This is a genomic window from Mycoplasma buteonis, assembly GCF_000733865.1.
GTDB lineage: Bacteria > Bacillota_I > Bacilli_A > Mycoplasmatales > Metamycoplasmataceae > Mycoplasmopsis > Mycoplasmopsis buteonis.
Map to the genome: position 1 here is coordinate 22307 of NZ_JPOK01000008.1, position 16905 is coordinate 39211.

Consider the following 16905-nt stretch of genomic DNA (forward strand, 5'->3'; position numbering starts at 1 on the left):
TCCTAATATTTTAGTTATTAATCTATTATGTGAATGTATTTATTAAGTCTATTAGAATTATTGTTAATTTGTATATTAGTTTTATTATGGTGTAAACAACACGCACAAAAGCGGTGTTGTTACATCATAATAATTATAAACCTATTAAACTAATAGTATTAATGAAAATATAAAATTATTTGTTATATATACATTAACTATAAAACTACTCCAATAGCTTTTATAGTTAATGTTATTTATTAAATAATAATATTTAATATATTTATATATTTAATTTATATATTATCTATTATAAATAATATTATATTATCTAATATAGTATATATTTAATAAAATATGGTAAAATATTTTATTAAATATATACATTTATATATATATATATATATTAATAATTATATATAAATATATTATTATTAGTATATATAATAAAAATATTTAAAGTATTTTTATTATATATACTTTATATATATCTAATATATTTAAATAACATAATATTAAAAACAAATGGTTAAAACTAGTATAAACGACATTACTAGCAATAACCTTAAAAACAATTTAAACGGTCCAGCGTTCAGCTGTCCGCACCCTTTAGTGCGGTTCGCTAAACACTGAAATAAAAAAAGGTTACAACGTAACCTAAGAGAAAAGAGATAAAGAATAATAAACAAAAGAATTTAAAAAAAATAAAAAAATTTATTTCTGTTTTTAAAGAAATAGTTTTATAATATTACTGTAAAAAGTTTACTCAATACAGCAAACCATTGAATAACTTAACCTTAATATATCTTTACGGTTAGTTATCAATTAGGTAACTAACTTTTTACGTTAATAATAATATATACGTTATATGTTAAATACAGCAAACCATTTAATATATAAATAAATTTTATTAATGTTTATTATGTTTTTATAATTTTATTAATTCTGTTTATTTGTATAGAAAAAAAGTGACTGTATTTGACAAGTCACTTTTTATTTTTATTTAATTTATTTTTATGAAAAATTTAAAAAAGTGGTGTGTACTAAAAGCAAACCATACACACCGATAAAATCATAACATATATATTTCAAATTTATTATAAAAAAAGGAAAAAATATTATGAATTTATCAAATGGAACTACTAAAATCGAAGTTCAATTAAAAACAATTAAGAAAATGAGATTACTAACTAAGAAACTCAATCCTATTACAATGGAGTACATTATTGGAATGTTAACCAAAGAAGAAGCTAAAGAACTAGCTAATAAAAAAATTAATGTATTTACTAGCAAACTTGATTATGAAACTATTGAAGCGAGAGAATTTATTAAAACCAATGTACTTAAAACATATGAAGACATTTTAAACACTGTTAAGTTTTCAGATTTATCTGATACATGAGAAACTAAACAAATTTAAGGAGCTACGTTATGTTAAAAGATTTTAAAGAATTTAATAATAAAGAGTTCTTAAATGAATTTTTAAACCGCAAGGATATCAAACTAAGTTCACGTAAAAAATACGCTAGTGCACTTAAAAACTTTTTTGATGAGGATGCTAGTTTTAATTATGATGATATTCTAAAAAGATTAATTGAAATTAGAGCAAGTCATAAAGCTAACTATTTTAATTTTTGTAAAGCTATTATTAAAAAATACTTTAAAGAAATAGAGAACGTTTATGATGTTAGTTTTAACGTTAATCGTTTCCCAAAAGCTACTAAGGAAATACCTAATAAAAAACCTCTATCAACTGCTGAAATTGAAATTATTAAGTCACAGCTTAGAAAACATGCAAACCCTTTATTAAATCTATACACATGCTTTTTAATTGTTAATGGTTGCCGTTCTAATGAGTTTTTAAAAGCAATAAAAGAAATAACCTGACAATATGATGATAAAACAGACACATATACAGGAATAACCCAAGCAAGTAAAAACGGGAACCTTAGACCGTTTGTTATACCTAAGGAATTTAATAGCACATTTAAACAAATTTTTAAAATTGTGTTAGAAAAGCATGGTAATAACTTCGATGCTCTTAATGAAGCTTTAAAGGTAGCTCTCGCACGTTTTGCACGTAATCACATTTATACACTAGATAACTGAGACAGTAATAAGTTAGTCACTAGTCATATTTTTAGATACTCTAAAGCTTCTAAATGTTTCCGTGATGGTATGAAGCTTGAAGATATCGCTGATATATTAGGACATAAATCACTAAGCACTACATGAGTAAACTACGTAAAAAGAGACGAGGAACAAAAGATTATAAACCTACTTGATAGCAATAACATCCAAAGTGTTACCACCTTGTCTTATCATGATTTATTAGAAGCATACGATGTAATTAAAGGGAAATATAAAACGTTATTTAAACAATACGGAGACGTTTTAAGCATGTTAACCATTCAGTTAGCTAATAACTTAGAAGTAAAACAAAAAATAAAAGAATTATTAAAAACAGATATGAATTTAATTGATGTTTTTGAAAATGTTAAAACCTTAATTGATACTCTTGGAGATACCAATAATATTTATATTGAAGAAGAACAAAAAACAAAAATAGAAAAATAAAAAACACGCCAATTAATGCGTGCTTTCAATTATGCTTAAACTGTTAATATAAATAAAAAAAACACAGGAATTGAAATAAATTTATGAAAATAAATTAGTTATGTTGTCAGTTTGAGATTATCAAAAAGTTCTAAAAAAAAGACATTAAGGGAAGGTTTTAATTTCTTCCCATTAAAATTATAACATAAATAAAATTTATAAATATATAATATTTATAAATTTAAAGGATTACTATGAATAAAATAAAATTACCAAACATGAACGAATTAGGACTGTCTGTTAAAAAAATTTTATGATCTAGAAATTGAAAAAGTTACAGAGAGTTTAGAGATTTAGAAGGTGATAAAATCACCTCCCACATTATTAGCTATTTAGAAAAAAAGAACCTCCCAAATACAAACGAGATGCTAAGGAAATACCAAAAGCTTTTAATCGATTGAGCTTTTTTAAATTACTACGCTGAAAGACGTTTAAAAACATCCTTAGAAAATAAAGGGTATACCGTCAAAATTCCTAGTGATTTTGAGGATGCTGTTTATAAAATCGATTTAATAGCTACAAAAAAAGGACATACTTATTACTTTCAACTTAAAAGTTATTTTGTACCAAAAGAAGAAACTCAAAAGCAATTTAAACGTCTAGAAAAGAAAATAAAAGAAAATGGAGGAACTGCTATTTTTGTCTGATACGATAAAAAGAATATTAAGACTGAAAAATTTGAAAAAAATTACATAATTTTCACAAGTAAGAGAGGATTAAAATTAAACACCTTCTAAAACTATATAAAAAAGCGTTTTAAGACGCGTTTTTTTGTTTAGATATAAAATCCTATTACTGCATGTTTTCTGTAGCTCTAAAACGCTTTGTAATGCGTTCAAGTTTTTCCACATCACTACGATCTAATGGAATGTTGCTAAGTAATGTAATAGCTGCTTTTTAGAGTTTATTTTAAATCATGTAAAAAACTCTCTAAGTTTATTTAAAATTTTTCTAAATTTAGTCATTTAAAAAATCTCCTTTAAGTAAGTTATTAATTTGCTTTTTGGTATGTTTACTAATGTTTTGACTTTCTACAAAGAATAAAAAAGCGTTATCGCTTAGATTTTGCTTTTTTTCTAGTTCCTTAACCTTTTCTGTCAGTGTTTGAATTTCTTTTATAATTCAATCAAGCTTTTCATCAGTTGTATTAATGTTAATGTTTTGGGTATTATTGTTTTTATTACTGTTTTGCTTTTGCTTAGTTATGTAATAAATTGCATAGCATAGTGCAGCTAGGGCAACACCACCTGCACCAGTAGCTATATACTTTAAAACTTCCATACTCCTCCTATTTTTCTCATCTTAGAACAATTTCAAACCCTGTTGATAAATTTGTAGGGTCAGGTGTATCGGCATCGTCTAAAATGAAAGCAAAGACTAAGTCAGCGGTTTTAACATTTACCTGTGAAATCTCTGAATTTGGTAGCTGTCTAGGGTTTTGCTTTTCTACTCATTTATTTTCTGTATTCGCAGCATTTCTATATGAATCAATTTCACTTAAATTATTTGAAAATTTAACAAACATAGCTCCATTAATAGGTTGTGTAATTTTCCCAAATGGTACTAATTCCCTAAAAATTTTAAAGCTATCAACTAATAAACTTTTAGCTAAAAAATCCTGATTATTTGAAACAAATTTTTTAAATAATTCTGAAGCGTGATTAAAGTCTAATAGTCCGCAGTAAATAGAACGGTTAGCAAGGTCAAGCACTCTACTATAAGATGAAATAATAGAATCAATTCCCTCTATGTTTTGGTCTTTACGTGGTTTTGCTATTTTTATTTTGTAATCACGTTTAAAAATCCTTCTAAATGCTAACGGATTAGTAAATGATTTAATTTTTCAAATGTTATTGTTTTGATTATTTACTAATAATTCAACTCCATTACCTAAATATGCTATACGTGTATATTCCTTGCTATCATCTCACTGTGCTAGTCCGTCTATATTTAATAATTTTGCATTGCTTGTTTGAGCTTCTACCCTTGGAGCTTGTTCGCTTTGTGTATTAGCTAACTGCTCCATTTTGCTTTTTAGCTCATTAGTTTGCTCTTCTAACTGCGTCACTTTTGGATTTAAGTTCTCAGCTTGTGTTAGTCTTTGACTAAGCTGCTCAGTTTTAGCTACATTATCATTAGTTTTTTTAACAAGTTCATCGAACTGCGGTTTTCTAACAATAAACTGCGGAAGTGGTACCTTATTTAATTTAGTTTCTATTTCTCTAATTTTATTATTGATAGGTGTTAAGTTTACCGCTTCTCCGTCGCCTGATTGTCTTGGCAAAGTCTCTAACTCTTGTAATTTTGTTTTAAGACTTTCTAAGGTGCTTTTAATATCCTCATTAGCTTCATTAATTTGTTTAGCTAATTCCCTTTTAGTACTTTCAAAGTCTTTATAATTATCATTTATATTGCCTTTAAAATCTCTTAGCTGATTTTGTAGCTCAGTTATTTGTGGAAAAATTTGCCCATCAATTCTTGCTAAATTATCAAAAAACTCAGCAGATGATAAAAATCCAGTAGATTTATTTTTTACATCTTCCACATCTTTTTTAAGTTCATTAATATCATTAGTAAAAGCTTCAAGCTGCGTAATGCTTTGGCTTTTATATTCTAATGTTTCACTAGTTCAGTGTGTCAGCTCTGCTTCTAGCTTAGTAATTGATGAATCTAGTGCACTAGTTTTTAAATTAGCTGCAATTTTATTTTCTTCTAATTTATCAGCTAATTCTTTTAAGGTGCTTAATTTTTCTTTTAATGCTTCAAGTTTTTCGCTGTCGTTAGCTGTTAGCTGCTCTAATTCTGTCAGTTTGTCACCTTGTTTGTTCACTTTGTCATATAGCTTTAGATTTTGTTCTAAATTGAAATTAATTTCATTATAAAGGGTGTCAAAATTAGCATTAATTAACATCCTTAAAGCAAGTGGATTTAAATACTGTTCAGTAAAAGAAAACTCGCGACCATCATTATATAAATTAAGGTTCGAACTTGCTAACCTTTGACGGGTTGCAAGCTCTGGAATTGATTCGTTAAGTAACCTGAAATTAATTTCATTAAAAATTGCTTCCCTAAATAGTTCGTATCTTCGCTTAGTTATTACATCAATAAAGTCATCTAGATTATCATTTAAAGCATCTTTTAAGTAGCTCGCTTTATTGTTTATCAAGTTATCAGCTGCTAAGAATACGGCAACTGCGATTTTGTTATAAATATAGTCTACATCAGCTGATTTATAAAGTATTTTAAAACGTTGTGGAATTATAAAATCAGAGTTTATAATCTGAAGAGAGTTTTTAAAATCTTCTTTATTCAGTTTAAAAAAATCCAGAATACTTTTAATTTTGCTTGGCAGTGTGTTTTTACTGACACTGCTTTGTTTTTCTTTTGTCTCTTCGGTTTGCTTTTGATTATTAGGCACATTATTCTTTTCCTCTTCTTTTTCTTCTTTGTTTAAAACTACCTCCGTCGTTGCGTCGGTTGGGCTGCTTTGCAGGGTTTTGTTTAGCTGGGTTTGGAACTTTGCAATAAATTCGCTTAGCTGATTTTGTAACGTGCTTATTTTCTCATTATCTTGGGTACTTTCGCTTTTAGCAACTTTTAAATCAGAAATAAGTTGATTACCTTTTAAAATAGGTTCATTATCACTCATTAGCTCTTTAAATTTAGCTAGTTGCTCACTGGTTAATTTATTAGATGATTTTACTAACTCTTTAAAAGTCTCTTCCTCAGCTATTGTAACCACTTCATTAACGCTTCCAGGTGCTGCGGGTGTTTCGTCGCTTGTGTGTCTTGTAGCTACTTCACTAGTAACTTTATGATAGCTTTCCACCTCTGTTATTTGCTCCACTTCATCAGATTGAAGTGCTAACGCTTTTAATTCGTTTTCGATTGTCTTTTGGCGTTCTTTAAGATTGTCTAAGTCTCTGGATGCTTTTTGACTGCTTCACACTCCTTTGTTATCATAACCATACTCATTTGCTTTAAAAATATCTGTCTGATACTCTCCAAATGCTTGCCCTTTTATTTTTTCATCAAGCTTATTAATTAATTTCTTAACTTCTTCTAGTTCACTAGTTTTATTTTGAATTAATTCACTTTTATTTACCTTAGGTTTTGCTTTTTCTTGCTCTGCTTGTTTTTTAAGTGTTTCAATTTCGCTTTCAAGTACCTTTTTACGCATCTTAAGACTTTCAAGGTCCCTCGATGCTTTATCGCCGTTTCAGTTCCCTCTGCTATCATAACCGGGTTGATTTGCTTTAAGTTCTTCAAGTGGAATTTCTTGAAACATTTGGGATGTGATTTTATCAGATAATTCACTTATTTGTTGCTTAATTCTTTCTAGTTCATGGGTTTTACTTTCGAGTTTTTCATTATTACTCATTTTTACCTACTTTCTTTTAATTCTTTTTAATTTACTTATTTTGGGTTGATACTTTGCTTGACGTGTATGGTAAAAGCTTCTTGGTACATCGCTAAGGTTACGCGTAAAGCTTAGCTTATACGCGTTCCCTTGCTGTTCTATATACGCTATTTTTTGCGTTTTATTAGTTCTGTGACTTTTAACAAACTTGAAGTTAAGTAAATCAGTTTTTAAAGCTTCCGCATATTTATTAAAAGAGTTTTCTATTCTATACCTTCTAAGTGTGTCGCTGTTAACCAGCTCACCAAAGCTATTAAAATGCTTTTCAACCAGGTCAGTGCGTCCTACTCTTCAAATTCATCCTCATGCTAAATTTTTCAGGTAATACTTTCCTTTACTTGGTGCATAAATAAACTCATAAAAAGTTCTAAGTGGTAAAACCATTTCAAGTGGTCTTTTACCAAAGAGGTTAGTGCTGGTTTTAGTTGCATCTCTTTTAAAATAAAGAAAGAAACTAATAAAGCTAGTTTGCTCCCAGTATTTTGGATTATACACACGCACTCCACTGATTCAGCTACTATTAAAATATATTTGCCCTTTATTGTATCTGTGTAATGCTTGGGTGTATCTCTTAGCTGCTTTGTCTGTTAGTTTATTTTGACTAATTAACTTTTTAGTGTTTTTCTCTCATATATCTAATGCTGTTTTTTCAATTCTTTTCTCGAACTTTGCTTTAGATATTTGTGCTATTTTTTGACGTCCTTTCGCTACTAGTGTCAGCGGTTCTCTAATACTTTTATAAACAAGCTTAGCCCTTCCTACTATTTGGTTAGTATTTGTTAAATTTATTTTTTTAGCTAAATTAAAAAATTTAGGATTATGTTTAAAAATCTTCTTTAAAACTGCATTGCTTGTTTTTGTTATTTTTCTAGTAATATCAGAGCGAATAAATCTATAAATGTTTTTAGAAACGTTTAAAGCTTTTTGTAAATTTGCAAAAATTCTATTAGTTTCACCTTTAGCTTTTAAAAATGTGTTAACACCTTTAAAAGCTTTTCCAGCAAAAAATACAAGTGATTCCATTGCTGTGCTTAAAAAAACACTCTTTCAATTTACCTCTCCGTAAAAAATCAGTTCACTAACTACATTTTTAATAAACCTCACACCTATTTTAATAACTTGCATTGCTGCACCTATAGGAGGATAAACTAAAACAGCTAGATCACTAATTGCTTCAACTAAGAAATCAAAAAAGAGCATAGCAAGAGATTTTAAAAAACCACCTCAATAGCCTGCCCTTTTTGTTTCCTTTTTCTTTATAGGTTTAATTATTGGGTTAGAGTATGCTAATAGCATTTTTAACCTTTAAGTGGTTCAATTCCATCAGGTAACTCAACCGCTTTATTCTCGTCCTTTTTGTTTACGCTTGTTTTAGCTAATCCAACAGCTAACTTGTCGTATACAATACCTGTTGCGAATTTTCCTTCGAAGTATAAAGCTAAATCCTCACTAAGATTATCGACTTTACCGTAATTTAATGCGATGATACTCATAGCACCAGTAGCTAAGAAATTAACAGAAACAATTGCATCAAATTGGTTTAGATATGGGTTTGATAAAATTCTGTAACCTGCTAGTGTTTTAATTCCACTAGCACCTAAATCATAGCTACGCTCTGCTCTGTTTCCTATTAATCCATATTTAGCTAATTTATCAAATACCAGAGGTTTAACCATAATAACAATATCATCAGGATCAATTAAGTCAATTCCTTGTTCTTGATCTACTGTTGTACTTAGTGTTGTTGCTTGCTTAACTAATTCGTCGTAAATTTCTTCAGGTTTTTTAGCTTCGTAGTCAAAAGTAATTTTTTTATTATCTGTAATAATTTTATTTTCTAAGTTTGTAAAGCTAGTGCGTTCAAAAGTGTGAGCGAATTGGTTTAAAATTTTAGTAGCTTTAGCACTTGCAACGTTCACCGGCATCATTTGTGATTCAAACTGAGTAATTGCTTCACTTGCAATTAACGGTTCATTTCATGGGATTGAAATGTCTTTCGTAATTCTTCATTTATTGAATTCTCCAGTTCCAAGCTTAGATTTTTTAGCAAGTTTTGAAGCTTGGTTTTTAGCAACTGTTAAATGTGTTGATGAAGCTGACAGCACAGTGTTATTATTACATAATTCATTAATAAAAACTGATTTGTCAAATACGTAGCTAAGAACTTGTGACGCTTGTGCTTGTGATAGTTTTAGTTGCTCTCCACTTGATGCGTTCCCTTGAATTAAAGAAAATTGAGTTTCTAACGCACTTTTTAAGTCAATTGATGACGCCATAAATCTCCTTAATATTTTGTAATAATCCCATTAGGTCAATATTTAAACGTTTTGGGTTTTTCTTTTGTCTCTTCTTTAACTTCTCAGTTTAGTTTTTTACCTTGTTTAATAATTGATAAATTTAAATTATCAAAATCTAGTTCATTTAAATCAAGTTGATTAACATCCACTTTATTAGCAAACTGAATTTTATTAATTTCACTTTGAACTATTTTATTCACTTTGTCGCTCGCTTTTGCTAGCTGTTCGCTTAGCGTCAAAGTTTCCTGCTCTTTCTTTGTCAGAGCTTCTTTTAATTGATTTATTTCATGTTCCTTATTGTTTAATTTATTACCAATATATTCAGTGAGTGCTTCCTTGGTTTCGAAAACTGAATATATACCAAGAGCGTTTAAAATTTCTAAAGGTTTTGCGTCCTGTTTTAAATTTAAACGCTCGTTTATTTCCTGACTAGATAAGTCAAGTTTTTCGCTTAATTTATTAATTAAATCCATAAGTTACATCCTTATAATCCGTCTTTCGGGCTGCGGTTCCCATGTTATCATATGTTTATTTTAGTTCTTGCGTGAGTTTGATTTTCATAATTAGAAGTTCTCAGCTTTATACTATTACCATTTTTAAAATCTAGTTCCACCCAGTCAGTTCATACCGAAGATATTAAAAGAGATTCAAGCCTTTCACCTTCATTTAAATCAAAAGCAAAATCATAGCTAATAGTTTCAGCTAAATTATCAGGATCGATAATTTTAGCTAAATCGTTTTTATTGTAAAAATATAAATCAGGCTGCTCGTCAAAATAAACGAATTTAGGTTTGTCTATTTCATATATTCCCACGCACTGATATTTATAAATTAATTCAGTTGTTGTACCAGTGTGTGGCCCACCTGTATAAGGTTCATTAATTTCAATAGTGTATGAGCCGAGAGACTTGCACCTTATATCCTTAACTGTTCCACCTACTCTTTCGATCTTCCATTTTAAAATATCCTTGGTTTGAAACTCTCTTCTCACTGCAAATGATGAGTCTGTAACTGAGCCTGATACCGTATAAGTTTCATACATAAACCGCCTTTGTGTTTTACTTTTAGCATCTCCTAAAAATAAAAAATTACTTTGTGCTTTTTCACCTATTAGCTGAATTCAAAAAGGATAATCAAGGTTTAAAGTTTTTTCATTAAAGTCGGTTGGATTTTGTGAATAATCTAGTTCCTGTAATTTCTCAGGCAATAATGGAAGTTGTACCATCTGGTCATTAACTATAAAAGCATTAGCATTTAAAAACGCATTTGTTAGTAATGGTTTTAAATGCTCTTCTAATTTATAGATATCACTCTTTATATAAAAGTCAACTCCGATTTTTTCAATATAGAAAGGGAAAATAGTTTTATGCTCCTGGGTATTACCACCTTTATAACAATACTGTCCTGATAACTGAGATGATGAAAGCAGCATAATCGATTTAACAGCTTGAATTTGATTTTGTTTTTTATAGCTAGATAAGATTTTAAAAACTTCATAATCAATATACTCACTGGCTTTATTAAATTGCCCGTACTCTTGTTGTCACTTTTCTTTTTCTTCTTTATCCATTCCTTTATATCCAGAATTAACAGCATCAGAAACTGCAAAAAGTTGTCAGTAAACATCTTTAAATTCTATAATTTCTAAAATTGTAAATAATCTAAATAAATCAACTCTATAACTTTTGTCTTCTTGTTGCTCTGATACTTCTTTTATAACTGCGTAGGAAATTCATCTAATAGGATTAAAAGTTCAAGGGTATAAGCTTAATTTATTATCAATAATATTGATAGGGTTACAAAAAAGTAAATACGGTGGGTTATTGCTTAATAAATTTGGTTTAATTCTATAGCTTTCGTTTTCTTCATTTCTTGCTGTAAAAATCAGGTTGTTTATCAGTGCTGTTTTAGGTAATTTTAAAGTTAGTTGATTATATTTATTATTATCATCTTTATTTAAAACGAAACTAATTTTATTAAGCTCTTTAAAGCTTTTTAATCTACTAGCTGTAAAAGTCACTGCACTTTGCTCAGTTACTTCATTAAATAAATTTTCTTCCAGCTTAGATTCAAAATAATAAGAATTATTAAGCTCTTCAGTTGTATTTATTTCTGTTTCACTTAAAACGTAAAAAGTTGATTCCTTTAATGGAATTTTTTGGGTTGTTGATAGTTCAAAAGAATTAAATAATCCTAATCTTGTTTTATCTTCTTCACTTGTTAAAATCGTATTCTTACTATTTGTAACAACGTTAAAAGTATAATAACCAATGTTATTAATTCGAACGATATTAATGCTATTGTTTTCTAATAAAATTTTTTCACTGTCGCTAAGTAGTTCATAAATATAAAAGCTTTTTAGATTGTCACTAATTGCTAAAAAATCGCTATCTATATTATTCATATTCTTGCTTTTGCTCCGCTTGTTTTATTTGCTTAGTTGGGTTAATATTAACACCGTCTTGATTAGTTTGCTCAATTCTTGCCTGCTCTTCCATTCATAAAGTTGAACCTGATACAATAACGCTTATATCCTGTTTATAATCAAGGTTTAAAGCTCTTAAAATAAGTCTAGCAAAGTCCTCATAATAATACTCTCTTAGGTTTGCTTTTGTTTCAATATAATCCTCAAAATCTGAGTTCATTTTTTGAACTTCAGCAGTATGTTTATTATGTGTCCCTCCATCTTCTGAATCCTTTTTAAAAAATAAACTTTTTTTGATTCAGTATTGAATTGATTCAATGGATTGTAGTAGTACCTGTGACTGCGTTGAAGTTTGACGAATTTCAAAGCTGTCACCCATAGAGTTCAGTGCACTCATTGTGTCGATTTTAACAAGTCTATTAGAATCTAGAGAATAAAAAGCTTTTAATATTTCCTTAGGTTTATCACCTCCTAAATTTCAGTTAATAGTTGGAAGTGGTAAACTTAAAAATGTATCAAATACAAAAGCTTTTAATTTAGTGTTTAAAATTTTTCAATATTCTTCATTAACTAAATCAATATCCCTCATTTGATCCGCTCTATTTCTAAATAAAACGTAAGGGATATAATCTAAGTCATTTAATTTTTGTCTATAATGATTTTTAAAATTTGCAAAATCTTCAGTTACGCCGGTTTTGTGACTTCTTAAGTATTGCTTAATAATTACAGAATTTAATAAATCGTATTCCTCAATTAAGTCGTAACTTTCACCTTCAAGTGTTGCGGTTTTAGTTACTACTTTTAAATATACTAATTTATTATTTTCATCTTCTTCATAGCTAAGTACTTCCGCTAAAACAATTTTTTTATTATTTTCAATACCAAGTGCATAAATTCCCTTGGTATATAAATTAAATTCAAGCATTTGAATTTTTTCTAAAAAACGATTATTTTTTAAAAATTGCATTAGCTCCGTTTTATTTTTTAATTTAAAAGTTGGTAAGTTAGTTGCTAATTGCGTAACTTGAATATTAGCACCATTTCGCTCAAATTGTGTTTTAGTATTTGGTTCAATTTTAAGATTATTAAAATTGTTTTCTTTTTCCATTAATATTTTTTGCACAAATAACGCTGTATTACTCTTACTCATGTTGCTCACCTTCTTTTAATTTTTGTTTATACATTGATAAGCTATATTTATAAATTCAGCTTGCTGACATTTCGAAAGCATTAATTAAATCGTAAATTCACGGGTATGCTTTTTCATTTCTTTTTTCTTCATTAGCTTCTATTACTTGATAACCAAGATTTTTTAAAAGTTGTTTAGTTCCTTCACTTGGAATAACTTTAATCAAACCGTTTTCGAAAATAAATTTCTGTCAGTTTTGACGCGATACTATTCCGAACATTTCCTTTTTAGTGTCTCTTCGGTTTGCTTTTGTTGCCATAATTGGTGGCATCACGCTTTTACCTTCTAGTACGTATTGCCTAGCAAGTGCGTTTAAGCTTTCGAGAATAATATCATTATCAGTGAGTAAAATAGTATTAGTTAAAAAATCCTCCTCGTATTGGTACGAATTTTTTAACTTCTCTTTTAACTTTTTATTATGCTGATGAATTAAATTAATTAATGTAACGTTAACGCTTAGACGTGAATCAGTTTTAGCTATTTGTTTTAAGTCTTCGATTGCTTCCATTAAAATAATTTCACCAGTTTTTAAAACTGCTATCCTTACCCAACTAGCATTATCGCTTTTACCTGGATCAAAACCATCTCAAAAGCTATGAACCTCACCATTATTTAAAAGAGTATAAAAATCATCATAAGTAATAACATCTATTTTTTTACTTAGGTTTCCATTTTCATCATACAGAATAGGACGCATAAAAAAGTTAGTTTTATTATTGCTATCTTCATACGCAAAACCTGCAACTGTAACAACTCATAAACGGTAATTTTTAACCTTTAAGCTATCTAGGTGCTTTTTTTGTAACGGTGACATTTGTGAACTTGGAACAAATTCACGAGAGAACATAATCACGGTAATCCCAGCATCATTGTCAAACTTTGAATCCTCTTTATAAATATATTTATTATTAATTAAATCTTTTAGTACTTCTTCGTTAGTTGCTCCGTTTATATTAGTTAGCGGTATAACCTTATTATGGTAATTTTGAATTAAAAAATGAGAAGTTGTGAAGATGTTATAAAAAAACTTAACTTTAATTTGGAAGTTTTCAGGTGGTAAACTTCTTAAAACTGTATTCTGTAATAATAAGGGAAGCTTTTCCTCTTGAAGTGCATAAAGTTGTTCTAATTCATATGCTGTCTTTTTACTATCAACTGGATCTTCAATTGGTTCATCAATAACAAGTTCACCAAATCTGAATGAAGATTTTGGTAATGTAATCCCTTGGAATGCTTGCGTTTTTTCAAAGTTCTGGAAATAAATAGCTCTACCCATTCCACCATCATCATAATTTCAATAAACCGCGTCATTAGTTATCTTAATATAAGGATTATAATCAAGTCCATGCTCGTTTTTTAAAAAGTCTAAAACTTTATAAAACATTGGTTTAATCGTGTTAACTATGTGATTATATTGGTTACGACATCAAACAGAGTTGAAAATAGGTTCATTAACTAACCTGTATATAGAAATAATCGCACCGCCAAAGGATTTGCTCACTCCTTTTGCACCGCTTTGGATTTCATAAAATTCTTTTGATTTAAATGCGTCATACGATGGGTTAGCTTCTAAATCTGTATAATGTAAAATTTCCTTTAATTTTTCTTCGGTAAATAAAGGAGGTTGACTTAAATTATTTTCCATTTCTTCCTCTACTCTTTTCACTCGAATTTATACCCATCAAGTTCAGCAAAAATATCATCTTTTACTGCAGTGTTTTGTTGTTTAGGTTCCTTAATTTCTTGTTTCTCTTCTGCTTTTTCTTCTGATTTTGTTTCAATTAATGTTTCGTTATTCTTTTCCTCTTCTTTTTCTTCTTTGTTTAAAACTACCTCCGTCGTTGCGTCGGTTGGGCTGCTTTGCAGGGTTTCCTCTTTGTTGTTTTTAAGTTCTTTAAAAAACTCTTCGCTTTCTTTTTGTAGTTCTTTAATTTTCTTTACTTCTTTTAAAGACATTAAAGCCATTTTTAAGTGATCTGTATTTGGAAGTGATTGACTTGTAAGATTTCCTTCTAAGTTTATATTTTCATTATAGGGAAAATCTTGTGGATTTTTTGGACTTGCAAAAAATACAAAACTTAGTTCTAAATTTAAATTATTATAAACTTTTCCGGTACTTGAATCACGTTTTGTTTTTACGTATGGTTGGAATAATCCTATAACTTTACTTCCTTTATTTAAATGGTTTCAAATATCAGAAGAAAAACCTAAAAGAAATTCATCACATCAGTCTCGTCCGAATTGTCTCTCAAAATTAAAAAAGTTTGATTGCGTGTTTCCATTGTAATCGTTATAAACTATTTTGCTAGAATAATTAAACTTAAATTGAGTATTCAAACGTTTTCCAGGTGAAGTAACTTTGATTTCTTCAGATAAATAACCCTCTACTAGCATTAAAATACTTGGGTAATATTGAAATCTCATTTTTTCAGGAGGAAAGGGAACAAAATCAGTAATTATAACATTGATATTTTGAAAATATTCCTGAGTTTCCTCGTTTTGATTTCTTGTTATGTTATATTTTCCGACAAATTGATAAAAGCAATCACGTTGCAAGTTTTCAATTATTTTAGGATTAAAACATAAAAATTTTAAGTATGCTATCGTATTTTGGCGATCAGGTTTTTTCTGTAGGTATTCAATTGTTCCGGAAATATATTTTTTACCATTTGATGAAACATTTTCTTCGAAATCTTTCACAGTACCTAGCAGATATATATTTGCATTATAATTTTTGTTATTTGTATTTTCCATTATTTAACCTCATTATTTTCTTTTGCTTTTCTTTCAGCTTCTTGCTTTACTATGTTTTTAATTTCTTCGTTTTGTCTTCTTAACTCTTGTAATCGCTCTGCTTCGTTATAGCTACGGATTACATCTTTATAAATTGTTTCCATAGATTGAGCATTTAAAATGTGTTTTCTAATTCTTAAGTTTGCTCCTTCATCTTCCATTAGAGCAAACTCAGGAACAAAATTTAAATTACTATAACCACACCTTCCGTTTCTGTTCTTTAGAACATGTAATTCAATAGTTTTTATATGTTTGTTAGTTGGTTGAGCTTCTTGCGGTGCATCACATAAATATAAAACTGTATCAGCATCCTGCTCTATACTTCCACTATCTCTTAAATGTGTCAGTGATGGTGCAGCTTGTTCGGTTTTATTGCTTGCTTGTTTAACACTTTCACGAGAAAGTTGAGAAAGTGCAATAATAGGGATATTCAATCTAAGTGCAGCAGTTTTTAAAGTTCTTGTTATTTTTGTTAATTTTTCATATTTAAGTAAATTAACCTGCTTTGTTTCTGTAATTTGCAAGTGATCTAAGAAAACAGCAACTATTTTAATCCCTTGTCTTTCAAGTTTATTAATTATTTCCTCTAGGTATTCAATTCTAAAACTTGGATCTGTTGATGTAAGTACTTGTAATTTACTTACTCTGTTTGCGATAGAATGAATATCAGAAAGTAAATCACGTTTATAATTTCTAATTCCTTTAAAGTTATTTAACGAATAAAGTCCATTCATTGCAATGAACTTTTCTAAGATGCTGTAATCGTCTTGCTCTAACGAAATAAATAAAATATATTCATTAGGTTGCAACCTCTTTGAAACATTGTGCATAATATTTAATGCTAATGTTGTTTTACCTGTTCCAGGTCTACCAGCTAATATATTAAGCTGAGAACGCCTAAAACCAAATAAACCGTAATCAATAGGAAGGAACCCAGTATTCGTTAAACTACCAGCATTAATGTCTTCTATGTCCTCCCATTCTTTTAGAATTGATTCTAATGTTCTTATTCTTTCTGTTATTTCCATTTTTTTGTTTTCCTTTTGTCTTTTTTTATTTGATTAGATTAAATCGCAACCGTCCCTATTTTTTTCTGAGGTACCTCTTGCCCTTGGTACCTCTTTAATTAATAGAGTTGTTAAATAAACAATTTAAAAACTTTACGGTAAATTTAACCTAACACCAT

General features: G+C 28.7%; 13 protein-coding genes. 3 read left to right on the plus strand and 10 right to left on the minus strand.

Annotated features, from left to right (window positions below):
- Positions 1 to 1099 precede the first annotated feature (1099 nt).
- From EI91_RS03535 to EI91_RS02575, 3 genes are all read left to right on the plus strand, one after another.
- On the plus strand, positions 1100 to 1399 hold the full coding sequence (locus EI91_RS03535) for a hypothetical protein (RefSeq protein WP_051789177.1): 300 nt from the start codon (positions 1100 to 1102) through the stop codon (positions 1397 to 1399).
- An 11-nt stretch (positions 1400 to 1410) separates the two neighbouring features.
- Positions 1411 to 2556, plus strand: a complete 1146-nt coding sequence (locus tag EI91_RS02570) for a site-specific integrase (protein WP_036452786.1) — start codon at positions 1411 to 1413, stop codon at positions 2554 to 2556.
- A gap of 233 nt (positions 2557 to 2789) precedes the next feature.
- The gene (locus EI91_RS02575) at positions 2790 to 3332 is read left to right on the plus strand and encodes a hypothetical protein (RefSeq protein ID WP_036452788.1); all 543 of its coding nucleotides are present in this window, start codon (positions 2790 to 2792) and stop codon (positions 3330 to 3332) included.
- A 220-nt stretch (positions 3333 to 3552) separates the two neighbouring features.
- On the opposite strand, the gene EI91_RS02580 is transcribed toward EI91_RS02575, so the two are convergent.
- The 10 genes from EI91_RS02580 to EI91_RS02625 are packed head-to-tail and all read right to left on the minus strand — an operon-like array spanning position 3553 to position 16747.
- Positions 3553 to 3876 (minus strand): hypothetical protein, encoded by a 324-nt coding sequence (locus EI91_RS02580; RefSeq protein ID WP_036452789.1) that lies wholly within the window; start codon positions 3874 to 3876, stop codon positions 3553 to 3555.
- 7 nt (positions 3877 to 3883) lie between these two features.
- Positions 3884 to 6976 carry a hypothetical protein gene (locus tag EI91_RS02585; protein WP_036452791.1) on the minus strand — a complete coding sequence of 1031 codons (3093 nt, stop codon included), beginning with the start codon at positions 6974 to 6976 and terminating at the stop codon, positions 3884 to 3886.
- A 6-nt stretch (positions 6977 to 6982) separates the two neighbouring features.
- Complete coding sequence (locus EI91_RS02590; protein ID WP_036452793.1) at positions 6983 to 8311, minus strand: hypothetical protein; 1329 nt, start codon at positions 8309 to 8311, stop codon at positions 6983 to 6985.
- A gap of 2 nt (positions 8312 to 8313) precedes the next feature.
- On the minus strand, positions 8314 to 9291 hold the full coding sequence (locus EI91_RS02595) for a hypothetical protein (RefSeq protein WP_036452795.1): 978 nt from the start codon (positions 9289 to 9291) through the stop codon (positions 8314 to 8316).
- Between the two features lie 8 nt (positions 9292 to 9299).
- Positions 9300 to 9785 (minus strand): hypothetical protein, encoded by a 486-nt coding sequence (locus EI91_RS02600; RefSeq protein WP_036452797.1) that lies wholly within the window; start codon positions 9783 to 9785, stop codon positions 9300 to 9302.
- A gap of 44 nt (positions 9786 to 9829) precedes the next feature.
- Entirely contained in the window at positions 9830 to 11716 is a 1887-nt protein-coding gene (locus EI91_RS02605) for a hypothetical protein (protein WP_036452799.1), read from the minus strand.
- Positions 11709 to 12887: a hypothetical protein gene (locus tag EI91_RS02610; RefSeq protein ID WP_036452801.1), complete on the minus strand. Its 1179-nt coding sequence runs from the start codon at positions 12885 to 12887 to the stop codon at positions 11709 to 11711. Before EI91_RS02610 ends, EI91_RS02605 begins: the two co-directional genes overlap by 8 nt.
- Positions 12880 to 14571, minus strand: a complete 1692-nt coding sequence (locus tag EI91_RS02615) for a hypothetical protein (protein WP_036452803.1) — start codon at positions 14569 to 14571, stop codon at positions 12880 to 12882. The genes EI91_RS02610 and EI91_RS02615 overlap by 8 nt, the downstream gene beginning before the upstream one ends.
- 8 nt (positions 14572 to 14579) lie before the next feature.
- The gene (locus EI91_RS02620; RefSeq protein ID WP_036452805.1) at positions 14580 to 15680 is read right to left on the minus strand and encodes a hypothetical protein; all 1101 of its coding nucleotides are present in this window, start codon (positions 15678 to 15680) and stop codon (positions 14580 to 14582) included.
- Positions 15680 to 16747 carry a DnaB-like helicase C-terminal domain-containing protein gene (locus tag EI91_RS02625; RefSeq protein ID WP_036452806.1) on the minus strand — a complete coding sequence of 356 codons (1068 nt, stop codon included), beginning with the start codon at positions 16745 to 16747 and terminating at the stop codon, positions 15680 to 15682. Before EI91_RS02625 ends, EI91_RS02620 begins: the two co-directional genes overlap by 1 nt.
- Positions 16748 to 16905 lie beyond the last annotated feature (158 nt).